The following is a 16315-nucleotide window of genomic DNA, read 5'->3' on the forward strand; positions in this document are numbered from 1 at the left end:
TGACTATGCAGCGAAGGCTAGCAGCACTACGTGGTGACTGCAATTTTATGTGGAGTACTGCATGAACGTACGACCGGTTGGAGCGCTGGGATGGCTGTCGAAGAAGTACGGCAGCCAACGCTGACAGAACGCGCCGAACGGCCGGACCGCAGGACAGACCCGCCGGCTGAGGCCGGACAGGGACACCACGTCCCGCCGGTCGGTCTGGTGGAACAGGCCGATGGTGACGTCGAAGACGCCGCGTCGCACGGCGGCCTGGACACCCGCGGCGAGGATGTCCGCATCCAACTCGTCGACGGTGGCGTCCCGCCTGAGCAACTCGCCGGCCACGGCCGGCAACAGGTTGTTGCCGACGACCGTGATCAGTTTCGGATTCGGCACGAGATCGATGACTGACGACGAATAGCCCGAGACGTTGACGAAGGCCTCGGTGAAGGGCAGCAGGACCTTCGCCGTGCCCCAGGCCTCGACCAGTTCCGACGCCGACCGCGACACCTCGTCGACCAGGTACAGATGGGTGGCGAGGACGGCGTACCGGACACGCGGATCGCCGGCCAGCAGCTGCGCGACCCGGAACTCCTCAGCGCTGAAGCAGAGCCGGGCGAGCATGTAGACGCGGGCCAACTCACGCGCCTCGGCGGTCGTCAACAACACCCCGGCCGACCCCGCGCGCGGCGAGGGGACGCCCGACGACGACCGGCGCGATCGCCGGCCCTCCTCGTCCACGGCGCCGATCGCATCGTGGAGCGTCGAGAGGATGCGGCCGGCCGGCAGCGGTGGAGCGTCCGGGCCACCCCGACACAGGTGAACAAGGTCCGGCCAGTGCGTCGACAAGCGGCTCATGACATCCCGGCACGCCTCGGCGTGGGACTGACCCCGTCGTGACGCGAGCCGCTCGATGCCGCGGAGCAGGCGCTCGGCCGGCGAGCCCGGGGTGGTCTCCTCGCGTAGCCGAACGACAGCGGCCGGCAGGCTCCGGTCGGCCGTCAGCCCGAAGTAGCCGTCGAGGGTGTCGAGGTCGGCCGCGCCGAAGCGCACCGCCACCGGCTTCCCCGTCACCACCCGCTTCCAGTAGTGCGCGCTGAGGGCGGCGGGATCCGCCAGCAGCGCGCCGAGATCGCCGGACTCCGGCGACGGTCGCCCCGGCGGCAGCACACGCCGCAGCAACGCGCGAACGAAATCGTCGTTGCGCGCGGTCACCTCGGCGGAAGCGGCCTGGAACCAGACCTCGGACGCCAGCTTGGCGGTCTGCCTCTCCTCGTTCACGGATTCGAGGTAGGTGTCCAGCTTCTCCTTCTCCGGGTGTGTCGGGCGTTCGCCCAGCGAGGAGGCCGCCAGCCGGAGGTACATCCCGAACAACTCGCCAGTGATCTCGCGGCCCGCAGCGCCCAGGTCGAAGAGGTCGTCGGCCAGCACGGAGCCGAGGGCACCGAACACACACCCGGTGGTCAGCGACGCGTCGTCGGCGACGTCAGCGGCCGCGACGCACAGATCGACGATGAAGCGCCGCAGGGACAGCGCCGCCGCGTTCCCGTCGGTCGAACCCCAGATCGGGCCGGCGGGCCGGGACGCGACCGCCGTCGACAGGAGCCGCTGCAGAGCGACCAGCACGCCGTGCAGTTCCTCGGCGAGTTCACTGACCGGCCGGCGCTGTGGCGCTGACTGCGCGCGCAGGACCGCAGCGAGGTCGTACCGCGTGACGATGTCCCGGATGTGCTCCGGCGCCATCTCCCGGATCACGATCCGCGCCCGCTTGCGCACCTCCTCCCGCAGGTCGGTGTAGAGCGGCATGTTGAGGGCGCCCTGCAGGTCGTACTGAATACGCAGAACGAGTCGCTGCGCGATGGGCGCGTCGTCGTCGACGGCCGTGGCCAGCGTGGCGCGGCGAAGTCGGTCGAGGGAAACCCCCGCGCTCTGCCGCTCGTACCAGGCGCGAAAGCCCTCGTCGCGCAGGAGATGACGGTCCGGGTCGACGACGAAGCCGGGCCTGGACGCGGCAGCCGCGAGCGCCGCGACGACCCGGGGCATCTCGTCGGCGAGAAGCTCCAGGAAGGGACGCCCGTCCCCGGTCGCCAACAGGAACCGGTCGAGAGCCGACCCCGGGAGGTCCCCGGCGCCGAGGAAGCCGGTGCCCTCGTCGGTCCGGTGGAACGCCGCCATGATCGCACTGCGTGACCCGCCAGCGGACGTACGGTACCGGTGATGGACCAGCCGACTCGCGGCGAAGATCGTGTGACACGGCGTCGCGATGTCCTGAAGATGGACGACTCTCGGGCGGCCGTCGTCGAAGAAACGGGCCTGGGCGGCGAGCGCCTCGTCCACCCGGGCCTGAGAGGGAAAGATGCAGCTGTCCTCGTCGCTCCACGCGGTGCCGTCGTCGTCGACGAAGCACTGCCGCAGGAGCCGATTCGTGCGGGGCAGGTAGGTGAGCCCCTGCCCCGAGGGCCCTCGACCGGTGCCCATCGTCCAGGTGACGATCACCTTGAACTCGTCCATGAAGGGGCTGTTGTCGACGTGCAGGGTGTTGTCCCGCGCCACGACGTCGAGTGGCTGCGTGTCCTTCGCCCGCAAGTCGATGATCTTCACGGGTCCGCCGAGGGCGTGCGCGACGAGCGCGACCAGCAGCGGATGAGCGAACGCCTCCCGGAATTCCGGATGCTCGACCAGGGAGCCCGCGTCCGCGACGTTCAGGTAGTTGTGCAGCGAGCCACGGCTGCCCCTGGTGTCGATCGCCGAGTCGTACGCCCGCCGCGCGGGGTCGAAACGCTCGGGCGGGACGAGCCCGGCGAAGCTGAGCGCGCCCTCGGCCGCGAGGTTCCCGCTCAGCGAGGCGAAGGTGTCCCGGAGGAGCGGACCGGCCGCCTCCGCCCGGCACGCACCGTCGACGATCGCCTCGATCTCGCGTCGGAACCTCGTGGCTTCCCGCTCCCGCCGCAGTTGCCGATACGACGCAGGGCTGGCCAGCTCGTCAGCCGGGACGAGCGGCGCGTACCGAGGACTCATATCGCCGGACTCCCGACCACCAACGTCGACTGGGTGAGATCCGGGTAGTGCTCCAGGCGGGCCAGCGCCCGTCGGACCTCTTCCACGGCGCTGACGTTTCCGCACTGACCGTACGCCTGTTCGAGTTGGTCCAGGATCGTCCGGACGGAACGGAAGTTGCCGAGGGACTCCTCGACCCGCCAGGCCCGCTCCAACCAGGTGCAGCCCTCCTCGACCTCGCCCGACCGGAGGCCGCTCGCGCCGAGCAGACGCAGGGCCAGCGCCCGGCCGTAGTCGTTGCCGCGCTCCTCGCACATGGCGAGGCTGCGCAGGCCGAGCCCTCGGGCCCAGGAACAGTGGCCCAGTTCGTTCAGGGCTCGGGCCGCGTCGTACAGCCCGCGGGCCTCGCGGACGACATTGTTGCCGTTCCTGGATTGCCGGGCCGCCCGCAGCCCCCAGCGCAGCGCGTCCCGGTAGTCACCCGACCGGAGACAGAGCTCGGCCATGGCGTGATGCGACGACGCCCGACCGGAATCGTCGCCGGACGCCGCCTCCAGCGCCATGGAGGCGCGCAACTGCTCCTTCGCCGGCTCAAGCTGGCCGATGTCCGCGTAGGCACGCCCCAGGGCGCGTCGGGACAGCGCCTCCATCGCCGGGTCACCGCCGGCCGCCGCGGCAACGGCTTCCCGCTGGACGGACAGCGTTCTCGTGACGTCCTGACGCCAGTAGAGGAACGTGTTGAGTGCCCGTGCGAACCGGGTGATGAAGGCGAAGTCGTCGTCGGCCCGGGCCTGCTCGATGAGGTAGGTGATGGCCGCGGTGATCGACTCGAACCAGGAGAGGGCCTGCGCCACTGTGAAGCTGGCCGACCCGGCGACAGTCAGCAGCTCCTGGTCCACGGGCAGGGAGTCCCGGTGTGGATCGATGGCGCGATCGGCGGCGTAGCTCAACGCCAGGTAGACGGTGCGGATGCGGCGCGCGGTCAGCTCCTGCTCGGCGGGGTCCAGTACCTGCCCGAGCGTCTCCGCGAGATAGGCCTTCATCAGGTCGTGGAAGCGGTAACGGCCGGGGCTGATCTCGTCGATGAGGGATGCCAGGCACAGGGATTGGAGAGTGCGGTCACACACCCGCCGTGGCTGGTCGAGGACGAGGCAGAGCACCGCCACCGAGCATTCGTTGCTGGGCAGCATGGACGCGACGTAGAGGACCTTCGTCGTTGCCGCGTCGAGGTCGTCGAGCGACCAGGAGATGACGCGACCGACCTCGATGCCCAGGCCGGCGTCATCGAGGAAGCGAAGTGGGCTCTGTTCCTCCTCGATTCCCCTCGCGGCGTCGTCGATCGTCCAGGTGGTCTGGATGGCGAGCTTCGCCGAGACGATGGCCAGCGCCAACGGATGCCCCTCCAGAAGCTGCACGATGCGTTGGGCGGCGGCCTGCTCCCGTTCGACGCGGACGAACCCGACGCGTTCGGCGATCAGCTCCACCCCCTCGTCGAGGGTGAGCAACGGAAGTTTGATGACCCGGGCGTCGTGACGAACGCTCATCTCCGGGATCGCCCGGCGGCTGGTGACCACCAGCACCGACCCGAAGCCCGGCACCAGGTCGCGAACCTGCTCGTACGAGCCCACGTTGTCCACGATCACGAGGCACCGCCGGCCGGCGGTGACGGCGCGGAAGACACCGCCCCACTCCGCCTCGTTGTCCGGAAGGTCGGACCGGTTGATCCCCAGCGTGGCCAGGAAGCTGCGCAGGGCGTCCCGGGTCTCGATGCGCGGTGTGCCGGAGTACGCGCACATGTCGACGAAGAACTGCCCGTCGGGGTATTCGGCGATGCGCGAGCTGGCCCAGGCGACAGCGAGGGTGGTCTTCCCCGAGCCGGCCAGACCCCACACCATGCAGCAGCGCGAGCCCGGCGTCGTCATCGCCTCGTCCATCTCGTGCAGCAGGTGGTGCCTGCCGACGATCCTCCCGATGCCGCCCGGGAGCATGTGCGGCGGCTCGGGGACGCGCACCGCCGCTCGCGGCTGTTCGACGTAGATCGGGCCGGAGGAGCCCACCTGGAGGACCTGGTGCGCCGACAGTCCCTCGGCCACGTTGTGCGACGAGCTTCCGGAGTCGGGCTCCATGTCGGTCACCTCCGGCTACATCGTGATGTCGCCGACGCGCTGGGCCTGCACCAGCTTGCCCACGTTGCTGGAGGCCACCACATTCGTGCTGCCGATCGACGTCGCCCCCTGCCGGAGCTCCCGCAGGAACTCCGGATCCTCGGCCGCGCACCGGGTCAGGAGCACACGGAGTCGCGCCATGTCGTCGGCCGAGACGTCTCCCTGCGCCACCCGGTCCAGGGATTCGAGCATCCCCGCCGGCTCGTCGCTGCGGACGAACCGCCGCCGGATCAGGTCGACGAGTGCTGCCCCGGACCCCTCGGCGATCTTGACGAGCGCCGCGGCGACGATTGCCTCGATCATGCGCTGCTCCTTGCCTGAAGCCCTGCGACAGGCGTCGGCGCTCACCCCTTCGCCAGGCAAGGCTACCGATTCGTATCGACCTCGGAAAGGCTCGTGACATGGTCGGCAACGTCGACGTCGAGCCTCCGGCCGGTCACCCGAAGGCCACTTCGCATCGACGCCGACGCATGCCACCGGCGACTGATGCCTGGTGCCAGCCACGACGGCCCGACCACTGGGCCATCGCCGCCGACGAGGGCCGGCGCGGCCTGTCGGAAGCCCGACACGGCGCAGCCGGCGGCGGAACGACGACGGCCCCGCCACCCGCTGCCGGGTACCGGGGCCGTCGTGGGTCGCGTCAGGCGCCGCGCAGGGTGGCGCCGAGGCGCTCCGCCGCGACGGCGACAGCCGCGTCCCGTGCCGCGACCGCCTCCTCGACGGTGAGCGTCCGGTCCGGTGCCCGGAAGGTGAGCTTGTACGCCAGCGAGCGGCGGCCGGCGCCGAGCTGCGCGCCGGAATACACGTCGAACAGCCGCACGTCCTCCAGCAGCTCACCGGCGCCCGCCTCCAGCGCCCGGCGCACCTGCTCCGCCGGCACCGACTCGTCCACCACCAGGGCCACGTCGATCAGCGCCGGCGGGAAGCCGGAGACCGCCGGCGCTGGCGTGACCGGGGTCGGCGGCAGCGTGTCGAGGTTCAGCTCCATCGCGCTGGTGCGGCGGGGCAGCTCCAACGCCGCGACCACCACCGGGTGCAGCTCGCCGGCGTGTCCGACGACCGAGCCGTCGACCCGCAGCTCGGCGCAGCGACCCGGGTGCCACGGGGCGTACTCGGCGGCGCGCACCTCGACCCGCTCGTCGGGGATCCCGGCGGCGGCCAACACGTCACGGGCCGCCTCGATCGCGTCCGCCCAGCCGGCCGGTCGGCCCGGACCCCACCAGCCGGCCGGGTCCAGGTCGCCGGAGAGCACCACCGCGACGTGCACCGGCTGCGCCGGCACCACCGCGTCGGCGGCTGCGAACTCCTCGTCGGTGGGGCGTCGGTCCACGCCCATCGCCGGCGGGCTGCCGGCGCCGACGCGCGGGTGGAAGACCGCACCGATCTCGTAGAGGGCCAGGTCGCGGTGACCCCGGCCGAGGTTGCGCTTGAGGATGCCGAGCAGCGGGCCGAGCAGCGTGGTGCGCAGCAGCGGCTCCTCCTCGGACAGTGGGTTGGCCAGTCGCACCGCGGGCCGGCGCGAATCGTCGGCCCGCAGGCCGAGCTGGTCGGCCAGCTCCGGCGACACGAACGGGTGCGCGAGCACCTCCACGTACCCCCGCTCGGCCAGCGACCCGGCGACGGCCCGGCGGCGACGCTGCCGCGGGGTCAGACCGCGCCCCGGGGGCGCGGTCGGCAGCACCGACGGCACCCTGTCGTACCCGTCGAGGCGGACCACCTCCTCGACCAGGTCGGCCGGGTCGGTCAGGTCGGGCCGCCAGGTCGGCGGGGTGACGCTCAGCACCGTCCCGACGCCGCTGGCCACGCCGACCGCGCCCGGATCCTCGGACAACCGGTCCGCGCCCTGCGCGACAGTGCAGCCGACCCGCTCCAGCAGGGCGACCACCCGCGCCGGCGGGTACTCGACGCCGACCCGCCGGGTCGGCAGGTCAGCCGGAAGACTGATCGGGGTACGCGGCCGGACGTGGTCGATGTCCAGGATCTCCGCACCCGGGGTGCCCCCGCCGTGCTCGGTGAGCAGCCGCACGGCGCGCTCCAGCGCGACCAGCGCCACGGCCGGGTCGACGCCCCGCTCCCAGCGCTTCGCGGCCTCGCTGAACAGCTTGTGCCGGCGGGCGGTGCGCCCGACCATCGCCGGGTCCCAGTGCGCCGCCTCGAAGAGCACAGTGGTGGTGCCCGCGACGACCTCACTGGTCTCGCCGCCCATCACCGCGGCGAGGGAGATCGGGCCCGTGTCGTCGCAGATCACCATGTCGTCGGCGGTGAGCACCCGGTTGACCCCGTCGAGGGTGGTCAGCTTCTCCCCCGCCTCGGCGCGACGGACCACCAGCGGCCCGGCGATCCGGTCGGCGTCGAAGGCGTGCATCGGCTGGCCCAGCTCCAACATCACGTAGTTGGTGATGTCGACGGGCAACGAGATGCTGCGGATGCCGGCGGTGACGAGCCGCTGCTCCATCCAGGACGGGGTGGGCGCGGTCGGGTCGACCCCGCGGACCAGACGGGCCGTGAACCTGTCACAGCCGACCGTGTCGCGGACCTCCACCGGGTACGCCGGCGTCTCGGTGCCCGCCGGGGCCGGCACCCGGGCCGGGTCGCGCAGCGGCACGTCGAACGCGTGCGACAACTCCCGGGCCAGGCCGCGCAGGCTCAGCGCGTACCCCCGGTCGGGGGTGATCTCCAGATCGAGGACGACGTCGTCGAGGCCGACCACCGGGCGCGCGTCGTCGCCCGGCTTGGCCGTCACGTCCCGCCCCAGCACGATGATGCCGGAGTGGTCGTCGCCCAGGCCCAGCTCCTTGGCCGAGCAGATCATGCCCGCCGAGTTGTGCCCGTAGGTCTTGCGGGCGCCGATCGCGAAGCCGCCGGGCAGCACACCGCCGGGCAGGATCACCACCACCCGGTCACCCGGGGCGAAGTTACGGGCACCGCAGACGATCTCCTGCGGCTCGCCGGTGCCGTTGGCGGCACCCACGTCGACCCGGCAGAAGCGGATCGGCTTCTTGAAGCCGGTGAGCTCCTCGATCTCGCGGACCTCACCGACGACCAACTGGCCGGTGACGGTCTCGGCCAGGTCCACAGCGGACTCGACCTCGATGCCGAGGTCGACAAGGGCCTGCTCCAGGTCACCGGTGGGCAGGTCGGCGGGGAGGTCGACGTACTCCCGCAGCCAACTGACAGAAACTCGCATGACTTCAGACCACCGTTCCCGTGTCTCGTACCCGCATCGCCTACGCCCCGGTCCCGAGCGCGCGGCTGAACCGCACGTCGCCCTCGAAGAGATGGCGGATGTCGCTGACCCCGTGCCGGACCATCAGGGTCCGGTCGATGCCCATGCCGAACGCGAATCCGGAGTAGACCTCCGGGTCGACGCCGCAGGCGCGCAGCACCCGGGGGTTGACCATGCCGCAGCCACCCCACTCGACCCACTGCGGGCCGTCACGGTGCTCCGGGAACCACACGTCGAACTCCGCCGACGGCTCGGTGAACGGGAAGTAGTGCGGCCGCCACCGGGTCTTCGCCTCCGGGCCGAACATCGCCCGGGCGAAGTGGTCCAACGTGCCCCGCAGGTGCGCCATCGTGATGCCCTTGTCGACCACCAGGCCCTCGGCCTGGTGGAACACCGGGCTGTGGGTGGCGTCGATCTCGTCGGTGCGGTAGACGCGACCCGGCACGATCACGTAGATCGGCGGCTTGCGGCTGAGCATCGTGCGGGTCTGCACCGTCGAGGTGTGCGTACGCAGCACCAGGCCGGAGCCCTCCGGTGCGATGTGGAAGGTGTCCATCAAGCCGCGCGCCGGGTGGTCGGCGGGAATGTTCAAGGCGTCGAAGTTGACCCACTCCAGGTCGACCTCGGGCCCCTCGGCCACCTCGTAGCCCATCCCGACGAAGAGGTCGCTGATCGACTCCATCAGGGTGCTCAACGGGTGCCGGGCGCCACGCGGACGCCTGTCGTAGGGCAGGGTGACGTCCACCCGCTCCTCGACCAGCACCCGCTCGGCCTGCTCGCGCTCCACCACCTCGGCGCGGTCGGCGTACGCGGTCTCGATCGCCCGGCGGGCCTCGTTGACCCGCTTGCCGGCGTCGGACTTCGCGGCCGGCGGCAGCGCGCCGATCTCCCGGCGAGCGAGGGAGACCGGTGACCGGTCACCCAGGTGCACCGAGCGCAGCGCGGTCAGCGCGTCCGGGTCGGCGGCCGCTGTGAACGCCTTCGTGGCGTCCGCGACGGCCTCGTCCAGGGCGGCGGGGTCGAGCAGGGCGACCTGCTTCGGGTCGTACGGATCGTTGCGGTAGCTCATGGCGTACGGGCACTCCCTCACGGCGGCGCCAGCCCTCACCGGGGCGGCTAGGCGAGTCTACGGACGCGCGGCTGTGCCGCAGCCCGCCGGTAGGAGTTGCGCAGGGAGCAGGTCAGGCCCGCCGCCCGCCGACACCGGCGGGCTGGCTAAACGAACGCCGTGTCGCGTTCATGGACGGACGCTCTCCCCTGCTGTCAGTCGCGCCGGAGGCAATCACCCTCAGCGCTGCGCTCTCGCTGAAGCGTACAGGCAGACCGCGGCGGCGGCAGCCAGGTTGAGGCTCTCCGCGCGCCCGTACAGCGGCACCCGCACCGTGGTGTCGGCGGCGGCGGTCAACTCCTCGGACAGGCCGTGCGCCTCGGAACCGAACAACCAGGCAGTCGGCCCGACGAGCCGACCGTAGTCGGTCAGGTCGTCCAGGTCACTGTCGCCGTACCCGGTGGTGGCGAAGATCGACAGCCCGGCGGCGCGCAGCGCCTCGACCACCGCGACCGGGTCTGGGGCGCGGACCACGTCGACGTGGAAGAGGCTGCCGGCCGAGGCCCGCACACACTTGCCGTTGTACGGGTCGACGGCGTCACCGGCGAAGATCACCGCACCCGCGCCGGCCGCGTCGGCGGTGCGCAGGACAGTGCCGGCGTTGCCCGGGTCACGGATCTCGGCGAGCACCGCCACCAGCCGGGGACCGCCAGCGAGGGCCTGCTCCAGCGACACGTCCAGGTGCCGGCAGACGGCCACCAGCCCCTGCGGGGCGACGGTCTCGGCCAGCGCCGCGATGGCGTCGTCGGTCACCTCGGAGACCGGCACGTCGGCGCGGGCCGCCGTGGCGGCCAACTCCGGATACCGGTCGAGGGCTGTGGTCGTACCGAACAGTTCGGTGACCACCCCCGGCCGCGCGAGGGCCTCGCGGACCGCCTGCGGGCCCTCGGCCAGGAAACGGCCGGTGGCGTCGCGGTCCCGGCGGCGTTGCAGGCGGCGGGCGGCGACAACCCTGGGGGTACGCGGGGTGAAAGCCATGATGTGCGCTCCTCCGGCACGATTGAGGCGCCCCCCGGACGGCGGTGCCGACACGGGAGACGCCTCGCTCTGGTGCGTGGGGATCAGGCGGCCTGAGCCGCCGCGCCGCCGGTGCCCTCGGCCGTGACCGCGGCCCGGGCCAGCTCGACGATCGCCGCGAAAGAGGCGGCGTCGTTGACAGCCATGTCGGCCAGGATCTTGCGGTCAACCTCGATGCCGGCCAGACGCAGGCCCTGGATCAGACGGTTGTAGGTCATCCCGTTGGCCCGGGCGCCCGCGTTGATCCGCTGAATCCACAGCTGCCGGAAGTCGCCCTTGCGGTCGCGACGGTCCCGGTAGGCGTACTGCATCGAGTGCAGCACCTGCTCCTTGGCCTTGCGGTACAGGCGGGAGCGCTGACCGCGGTAACCACTCGCGGACTCCAGCAGGGTACGACGCTTCTTCTGGGCGTTTACAGCCCGCTTGACGCGTGCCATCTCAACTCCTAATTACGTAAGGTGGCGCGCGTCAGCGGCCGAGCAGCTTCTTGATGCGCTTGACGTCGGCCTTGGCCAGCACGACCGTGCCGGTCAGCCGGCGGGTCTGGGTGGAGGGCTTCTTCTCCAGGTTGTGGCGGAGGCCGGCCTGCTGGGCAACGATCTTGCCCTTGCCGGTCACCTTGACCCGCTTACCCATACCCGTGTGGCTCTTCATCTTCGGCATGTGGAACGTCTTCTCCCCTGTTACTCGCCGCTGGTGTCGGCGGCGAGGCCGGTGTCACCGGCTGCTGCGGTCTCGCTGACCGCCGCGGTCTCATCGGCTTCCGGAGTGGCGGACTCGTCCGCTGCCCGGTCCCGAGGTCCGCCGCGAGACGCCGTAGCGGCGACCGCGGAGGCCTTGACGGCCCGATGCGGGGCGAGAACCATGATCATGTTTCGGCCGTCCTGCTTCGGAGCGGCCTCGACGTATCCCAGTTCCGTGATCTCGGATTCGAGCCGGCGCAGGAGCCGGTAACCCAGCTCCGGGCGGCTCTGCTCGCGACCGCGGAACATGATCGTCACCTTGACCTTGTCGCCCGCCTTGAGGAACCGCACCACGTGACCCTTCTTGGTCTCGTAGTCGTGCGGGTCGATCTTCGGCCGAAGCTTCATTTCCTTGATGACGGTCTGCTGCTGATTACGCCGCGCTTCGCGCGCCTTGAGTGCGCTCTCGTACTTGAACTTGCCGAAGTCCATGAGCTTGCACACCGGCGGGCGCGCCATCGGCGCAACCTCGACCAGGTCCAGATCGACGTCCGCGGCCAGCTGAAGAGCGCGCTCCAGCGGGACGATGCCCACCTGCTCACCCTCTGGGCCGACCAGTCGGACCTCACGTGCCCGGATCTGCTCGTTCACGCGTGGTTCGACGCTGATGGGGCCTCCTCGAGTCGTTTCTGCTCTGTCGCCGACCCCTGCGGCTCCCGGGAGGGAACCAACCCGAAAAGCAGAAGGCCCCGGCGCATGCCAGGGCCCGCTCGACCGGTCAGCACGATCACAAGGATCGCGCACCCGGCACCGGGACATGCCCGGAACCGGTGACCGGACCCGGCCACCGTAGCGGCGACTCGGGTGGGAGCAGGCGCTCCGCTTTCAAGGCTGTCTGCTCGCACGCGGAGACAGCCTGGTCGACTCGATAACACTACACCGGCGCCCCGACGACCCCCAAACCGGGCATGGCCTGCGGCCTCGTGTCGGCGCGGTCGGTCGTCGGTGTGGCCCGGTCATCGGTGTCGGCCGGTCATCGGTGTGGCCGGCCATCGGTGTGGCCCGGTCATCGGCGCGGTCGTGCGCCGATCCGGGGTCAGCGACCGACGGCGCGTTCGGCGAGGCGGGCCTGGTGAGCCTCGTGCAGCCGACGCAGCGCGCGGACCCCGTCGACTGCCAACTCCTTGTCGGCGGCCTGCAACGCGACCATCGGCAGCAGGTCGTCATCGTGCAGCTCCAGGCTGGCCCACGGCGCACCCCGGTCGAAGCGGACACCCCGGACAACCTCCCAGGGCAGCTCGTACGAGCTGATGACGTTACGAACCCGGATGCCCCGCGCGTCCGCCTCCACCCGGGGACGGGTGAACAGCAGGAAGCCCAGCGCACCGAAGATGCCCAGGCCGATCATGGCGATCTGGTCGCCGCGCTGGAAGCTGCCGTAACCGTCGCCGGTCGGGCCGCTCAGCGACGTGGCGACCAGACCGAACACCACCACCAGGGCAGCCGCCGCCGACCAGCAGACCACGCGGATTCGGCGGGGCTTCAGGCGGACCAGCTCGGTTTCACTCACCCCACCAGTCTGCCACCCGCACTGGCCCAGCAAACGCACCACCCGCCGAGCCCACCACCCCGAGCCCGAACCCAGGGCCCCGGACCAGTCCAGGTCCAGGCCCGGCCAGTCCAGGTCCAGGCCAGTCCGGCCTGCCGCCTGCCGCCCGCCGCCCGCCGCCCGCCGCCCGCCGCCCGCTGCCCGCTGCCCGCTGCCCGCTGCAAGATCGTGCTCGATCCTGGATGTAGTGGTATCGGGCGGCGTCGAGGCCACTATTTCCAGGATCGAGGGCGATCTTGCGCCTGTTCGCGGGGCGTGGTCGTCGGACGGGCCCCACCTTGCGGGTCTCCGGGTTCGACCCACGAGGTCCCGGTCGCATCAGGTCCGCCCGCACCAGGTCCGCGCGCAGCAAGGTCCGCGCGCATCAAGGTCCGCGCGCAGCAAGGTCCGCCCGCATCAAGGTCCGCGTCGGCGCGCCAGATCCACTCGGGTTCAGGGAAAAGGGGGGTGTCCCTGGCGTGCGGACACCCCCTTTTCAAGAAACCGGAGTGGATCAAGCCACGGAGCCGCCTCGGGTACGAGAACGGTCAGAGGCGGCAGGCGTGGATGTTGGTGACGAGGATGGCGCGGGCGCCCAGTTCGTACAGTTCGTCCATGATGCGGTGCACGTCGTCGCGGAGCACCATCGCCTGCACCGCCACCCAACCTTCGCGGTGCAGCGGCGACACGGTGGGCGACTCGATGCCGGGGGTGAGCCCGCTGGCCCGGTCCAGCAGACCGGCCGGCACGTCGTAGGCGAGCATCACGTAGCGGCGGGCCACCAGCACACCGTGCAGGCGGCGCAGCAACTGCTCGGCCTGCGGTTGCGCGGGCGCGCCGGCGCGCCGGACCAGCACCGCCGACGAGCGCAGCAGGGGCTCACCGAAGACCACGAGACCCGCCTGGCGCAGGGTCGCGCCGGTTTCCACCACGTCCGCGATGACGTCGGCGACACCGAGGCGTACGGCGTTCTCCACAGCGCCGTCGAGACGGATCACGTCGGCCTTGACGCCCACCTCGCCGAGGTGCCGTTCGACCAACCCCGGGTACGCGGTGGCGATGCGGTGGCCGCCCAGCTCCTGCACGGAGGCGATGTCGTCGGGGCGGGCGGCGAAGCGGAAGGTGGCCCGGCCGAAGGCGAGGTCGACGACCTCCTCGGCCGGCGCGGCCGAGTCGATCAGCAGGTCCCGGCCGGTGATCCCTAGGTCGAGGTCACCGGAGCCGACGTAGGTGGCGATGTCCTTCGGGCGCAGGTAGAAGAATTCGACGTCGTTGGCCTCGTCCCGGCAGACGAGGTCCTTGGGGTCGGTGCGCTGGCGGTAGCCCGCCTCGCGCAGCATCTGGGCGGCCGGTTCGGCCAGGGTGCCCTTGTTGGGAATGGCGACACGCAGCATGACGGAGTGCTCCTTCGATCCGGTTGGCGATCAACAGGGGTGGGGGCACTCACAGATGTCGGTAGACGTCCTTGAGGTCGAGACCGCTGGCGAGCATCAGCACCTGGACCTGGTAGAGCAGTTGGGAGATCTCCTCGGCGGTGCGCTCCGGCCCCTCGTGCTCGGCGGCCATCCACGACTCGGCCGCCTCCTCGACGACCTTCTTGCCGATGAAGTGCACGCCCTTGTCCAGCGCGGCGACGGTGCCCGAGCCCGGGGTGCCGGCGGCGGCCTTGGCCTGCAGCTCGGCGAACAACTCCTCGAACGTCTTCACGGGGAACGATTCTTCCAGCCACCCGGGCGGCACCGCGCGTCCGGGTCCGTCGAAATCCAGTAAGCGGACAATTCCCTACCAACATGGTGGGACAATTGTCGATCGATGCCCGTGGAGCTCTACGCTGTCCGCCATGGCCAGCCGCTCACGTCTTCTCGCGCTCACCTTCGCCGGTGCCGTCGTCGTAGCCACCGCCGGATGCGCGCCACAGGACGAGAAACCCACCCCCACTGTCACCGCAGCGCCGTCCTGCGCCAAGGACAGCCTGCCCACGCGTACGCCGGGCAAGCTGACCATCGCCACCGACCAGCCCGCGTACGAGCCGTGGTTCGCCAAGGACAAGCCGGACAGCGGCGAGGGCTTCGAATCCGCTGTCGCGTACGCGGTGGCCGAGAAGCTCGGCTACGCCCGCGCCGACGTCACCTGGATCCGGGTCAAGTTCGACACCGCCATCGCGCCGGGGCCGAAGGATTTCGACTTCGACATCAACCAGTTCTCCATCACCGACGAGCGCAAGCAGGCGGTCGACTTCTCCGCGCCGTACTACCTGGTGCGGCAGACCGTCATCGCGTTGAAGTCCTCGAAGATCGCCGGCCGGAAGTCGCTGGCCGAGCTGCGGGACGCCCGGCTCGGCGCGCAGGTCGGCACCACCAGCTACCAGGCGATCACCGACGTGATCAAGCCAACCGCCAAGCCGCACGTCTACAACAGCAACGACGACGCCAAGAAGGCCCTTCAGAACGGACAGCTCGACGGTCTCGTGGTCGATCTTCCGACCGCCTTCTACATCACCGGTGCGGAGATCACCGACGCGACGATCGTCGGGCAGGTGCCGCAGGTCGGTACGCCCGAGGCGTTCGGGTTGCTGCTGGACAAGAACTCCCCACTGACCTCCTGCGTGAGCGGCGCGGTCGGTCAGCTCACCACGGCGGGCACCCTGAAGGAGCTGGAACAGAAGTGGCTCGCGCAGGTGGCGGGGGCGGCCGAGCTGCGGTGACGCTCCTGGATCAGGTGCCCTCGGAGGCGCAGCTGCGGCGGTCGGCGTACCGGCGTCGGCAGACCGTCTACAGCGTGCTCGTCGCGGCGTCCTCGACGGCGGCGCTCGGCACGCTGCTGGTGATCGCGGTGACCGGAGCGCCGGGCTGGGACCGGGTCCGGCGCTCGTTCCTGGATCCGGAGATCGCCCGCGACGCGCTGCCGACGGTGCTGAGCGGGCTGTGGCTCAACGTACGGCTGCTGGCCTGCTGTGCGGTCGGCGCGCTGCTGCTCGGGCTGGTGATCGCCGTGCTGCGGACGCTACGCGGGCCGGTCTTCTTCCCGGTCCGCGCGCTGGCCGCCGGCTACACCTACACCTTCCGCGGCCTACCGTTGATCATCGTCTTGTACCTGCTCACCCTCGGCGTGCCGGGGCTGCGGTTGCAGGGGATGCCGCCGGTGCTGGTGCTGGGTGGGATCGCGTTGGTCCTCACCTACGGCGGCTACCTCGCCGAGGTGTTCCGGGCCGGCATCGAGTCGGTGCACTCCAGCCAACTCGCCGCGGCCCGCTCGTTGGGCCTGACCTACCGGCAGACGATGCGGCACGTGGTCCTGCCGCAGGCCGTCCGCCGGGTGGCGCCACCCCTGCTCAACGACGTGGTGGCGTTGCAGAAGGACGTCGGGCTGGTCTCGCTGGCCGGGCCGATCGACGCGGTCCGCGCCGCGCAGATCGCCACCGCCCAGACCTTCAACTACACGCCGTACGTCGTGGCGGGGGTGCTCTTCGTGCTCCTCGCGATCCCGCTGATCGCGGTCACCGACTGGGTGACGCTACGCGCTGCCCGCCGACAGTCGGGAGGCTGA

General features: G+C 71.0%; 14 protein-coding genes. 2 read left to right on the forward strand and 12 right to left on the reverse strand.

What is annotated here, in order from left to right:
- Window positions 1–45: 45 nt before the first annotated feature.
- From AB0K35_RS33010 to AB0K35_RS33065, 12 genes are all read right to left on the reverse strand, one after another.
- Window positions 46–3003 carry a hypothetical protein gene (locus tag AB0K35_RS33010; protein ID WP_363890459.1) on the reverse strand — a complete coding sequence of 986 codons (2958 nt, stop codon included), beginning with the start codon at window positions 3001–3003 and terminating at the stop codon, window positions 46–48.
- Window positions 3000–5108 carry an NB-ARC domain-containing protein gene (locus tag AB0K35_RS33015; protein ID WP_363890462.1) on the reverse strand — a complete coding sequence of 703 codons (2109 nt, stop codon included), beginning with the start codon at window positions 5106–5108 and terminating at the stop codon, window positions 3000–3002. The genes AB0K35_RS33010 and AB0K35_RS33015 overlap by 4 nt, the downstream gene beginning before the upstream one ends.
- Before the next feature lie 15 nt (window positions 5109–5123).
- Window positions 5124–5450: a hypothetical protein gene (locus AB0K35_RS33020; RefSeq protein WP_238671107.1), complete on the reverse strand. Its 327-nt coding sequence runs from the start codon at window positions 5448–5450 to the stop codon at window positions 5124–5126.
- A gap of 337 nt (window positions 5451–5787) precedes the next feature.
- Window positions 5788–8334 carry a phenylalanine--tRNA ligase subunit beta gene (gene pheT, locus AB0K35_RS33025; RefSeq protein WP_363890465.1) on the reverse strand — a complete coding sequence of 849 codons (2547 nt, stop codon included), beginning with the start codon at window positions 8332–8334 and terminating at the stop codon, window positions 5788–5790.
- A 40-nt stretch (window positions 8335–8374) separates the two neighbouring features.
- The gene (pheS, locus tag AB0K35_RS33030) at window positions 8375–9442 is read right to left on the reverse strand and encodes a phenylalanine--tRNA ligase subunit alpha (protein ID WP_238671109.1); all 1068 of its coding nucleotides are present in this window, start codon (window positions 9440–9442) and stop codon (window positions 8375–8377) included.
- A 219-nt stretch (window positions 9443–9661) separates the two neighbouring features.
- On the reverse strand, window positions 9662–10513 hold the full coding sequence (locus tag AB0K35_RS33035; RefSeq protein ID WP_363890479.1) for an RNA methyltransferase: 852 nt from the start codon (window positions 10511–10513) through the stop codon (window positions 9662–9664).
- Window positions 10514–10542: 29 nt separating this feature from the next.
- Complete coding sequence (rplT, locus tag AB0K35_RS33040) at window positions 10543–10935, reverse strand: 50S ribosomal protein L20 (RefSeq protein WP_030488429.1); 393 nt, start codon at window positions 10933–10935, stop codon at window positions 10543–10545.
- A gap of 31 nt (window positions 10936–10966) precedes the next feature.
- Window positions 10967–11161 (reverse strand): 50S ribosomal protein L35, encoded by a 195-nt coding sequence (gene rpmI / locus AB0K35_RS33045; protein ID WP_007458415.1) that lies wholly within the window; start codon window positions 11159–11161, stop codon window positions 10967–10969.
- Between the two features lie 20 nt (window positions 11162–11181).
- Entirely contained in the window at window positions 11182–11832 is a 651-nt protein-coding gene (gene infC, locus AB0K35_RS33050; RefSeq protein WP_091401946.1) for a translation initiation factor IF-3, read from the reverse strand.
- Between the two features lie 445 nt (window positions 11833–12277).
- Window positions 12278–12751 (reverse strand): PH domain-containing protein, encoded by a 474-nt coding sequence (locus AB0K35_RS33055; RefSeq protein WP_181539405.1) that lies wholly within the window; start codon window positions 12749–12751, stop codon window positions 12278–12280.
- 566 nt (window positions 12752–13317) lie between these two features.
- On the reverse strand, window positions 13318–14163 hold the full coding sequence (gene hisG / locus AB0K35_RS33060; protein WP_030488425.1) for an ATP phosphoribosyltransferase: 846 nt from the start codon (window positions 14161–14163) through the stop codon (window positions 13318–13320).
- 49 nt (window positions 14164–14212) lie between these two features.
- On the reverse strand, window positions 14213–14476 hold the full coding sequence (locus AB0K35_RS33065; RefSeq protein ID WP_110566078.1) for a phosphoribosyl-ATP diphosphatase: 264 nt from the start codon (window positions 14474–14476) through the stop codon (window positions 14213–14215).
- Window positions 14477–14609: 133 nt separating this feature from the next.
- Here AB0K35_RS33065 and AB0K35_RS33070 point away from each other — a divergent pair, with 133 nt between their 5' ends.
- Together AB0K35_RS33070 and AB0K35_RS33075 are read left to right on the forward strand one after the other, a co-directional pair.
- Entirely contained in the window at window positions 14610–15473 is an 864-nt protein-coding gene (locus AB0K35_RS33070; protein WP_238671584.1) for an ABC transporter substrate-binding protein, read from the forward strand.
- A gap of 5 nt (window positions 15474–15478) precedes the next feature.
- A complete protein-coding gene (locus AB0K35_RS33075) occupies window positions 15479–16315 on the forward strand; it encodes an amino acid ABC transporter permease (protein ID WP_363890540.1) in 837 nt (278 codons plus the stop codon).

Source organism: Micromonospora sp. NPDC053740 (genome assembly GCF_040677775.1).
In the GTDB taxonomy this organism is placed as follows: domain Bacteria; phylum Actinomycetota; class Actinomycetes; order Mycobacteriales; family Micromonosporaceae; genus Micromonospora; species Micromonospora alfalfae.

Excerpts from the sequence above, each read along its gene's own strand:
- AB0K35_RS33010 (WP_363890459.1), bottom strand. The coding sequence starts at position 3,003 with ATGAGTCCTCGGTACGCGCCGCTCGTCCCGGCTGACGAGCTGGCCAGC.
- AB0K35_RS33015 (WP_363890462.1), bottom strand. The coding sequence starts at position 5,108 with ATGGAGCCCGACTCCGGAAGCTCGTCGCACAACGTGGCCGAGGGACTG.
- AB0K35_RS33020 (WP_238671107.1), bottom strand. The coding sequence starts at position 5,450 with ATGATCGAGGCAATCGTCGCCGCGGCGCTCGTCAAGATCGCCGAGGGG.
- pheT (WP_363890465.1), bottom strand. The coding sequence starts at position 8,334 with ATGCGAGTTTCTGTCAGTTGGCTGCGGGAGTACGTCGACCTCCCCGCC.
- pheS (WP_238671109.1), bottom strand. The coding sequence starts at position 9,442 with ATGAGCTACCGCAACGATCCGTACGACCCGAAGCAGGTCGCCCTGCTC.
- rplT (WP_030488429.1), bottom strand. The coding sequence starts at position 10,935 with ATGGCACGCGTCAAGCGGGCTGTAAACGCCCAGAAGAAGCGTCGTACC.
- rpmI (WP_007458415.1), bottom strand. The coding sequence starts at position 11,161 with ATGCCGAAGATGAAGAGCCACACGGGTATGGGTAAGCGGGTCAAGGTG.
- hisG (WP_030488425.1), bottom strand. The coding sequence starts at position 14,163 with ATGCTGCGTGTCGCCATTCCCAACAAGGGCACCCTGGCCGAACCGGCC.
- AB0K35_RS33070 (WP_238671584.1), top strand. The coding sequence starts at position 14,610 with ATGGCCAGCCGCTCACGTCTTCTCGCGCTCACCTTCGCCGGTGCCGTC.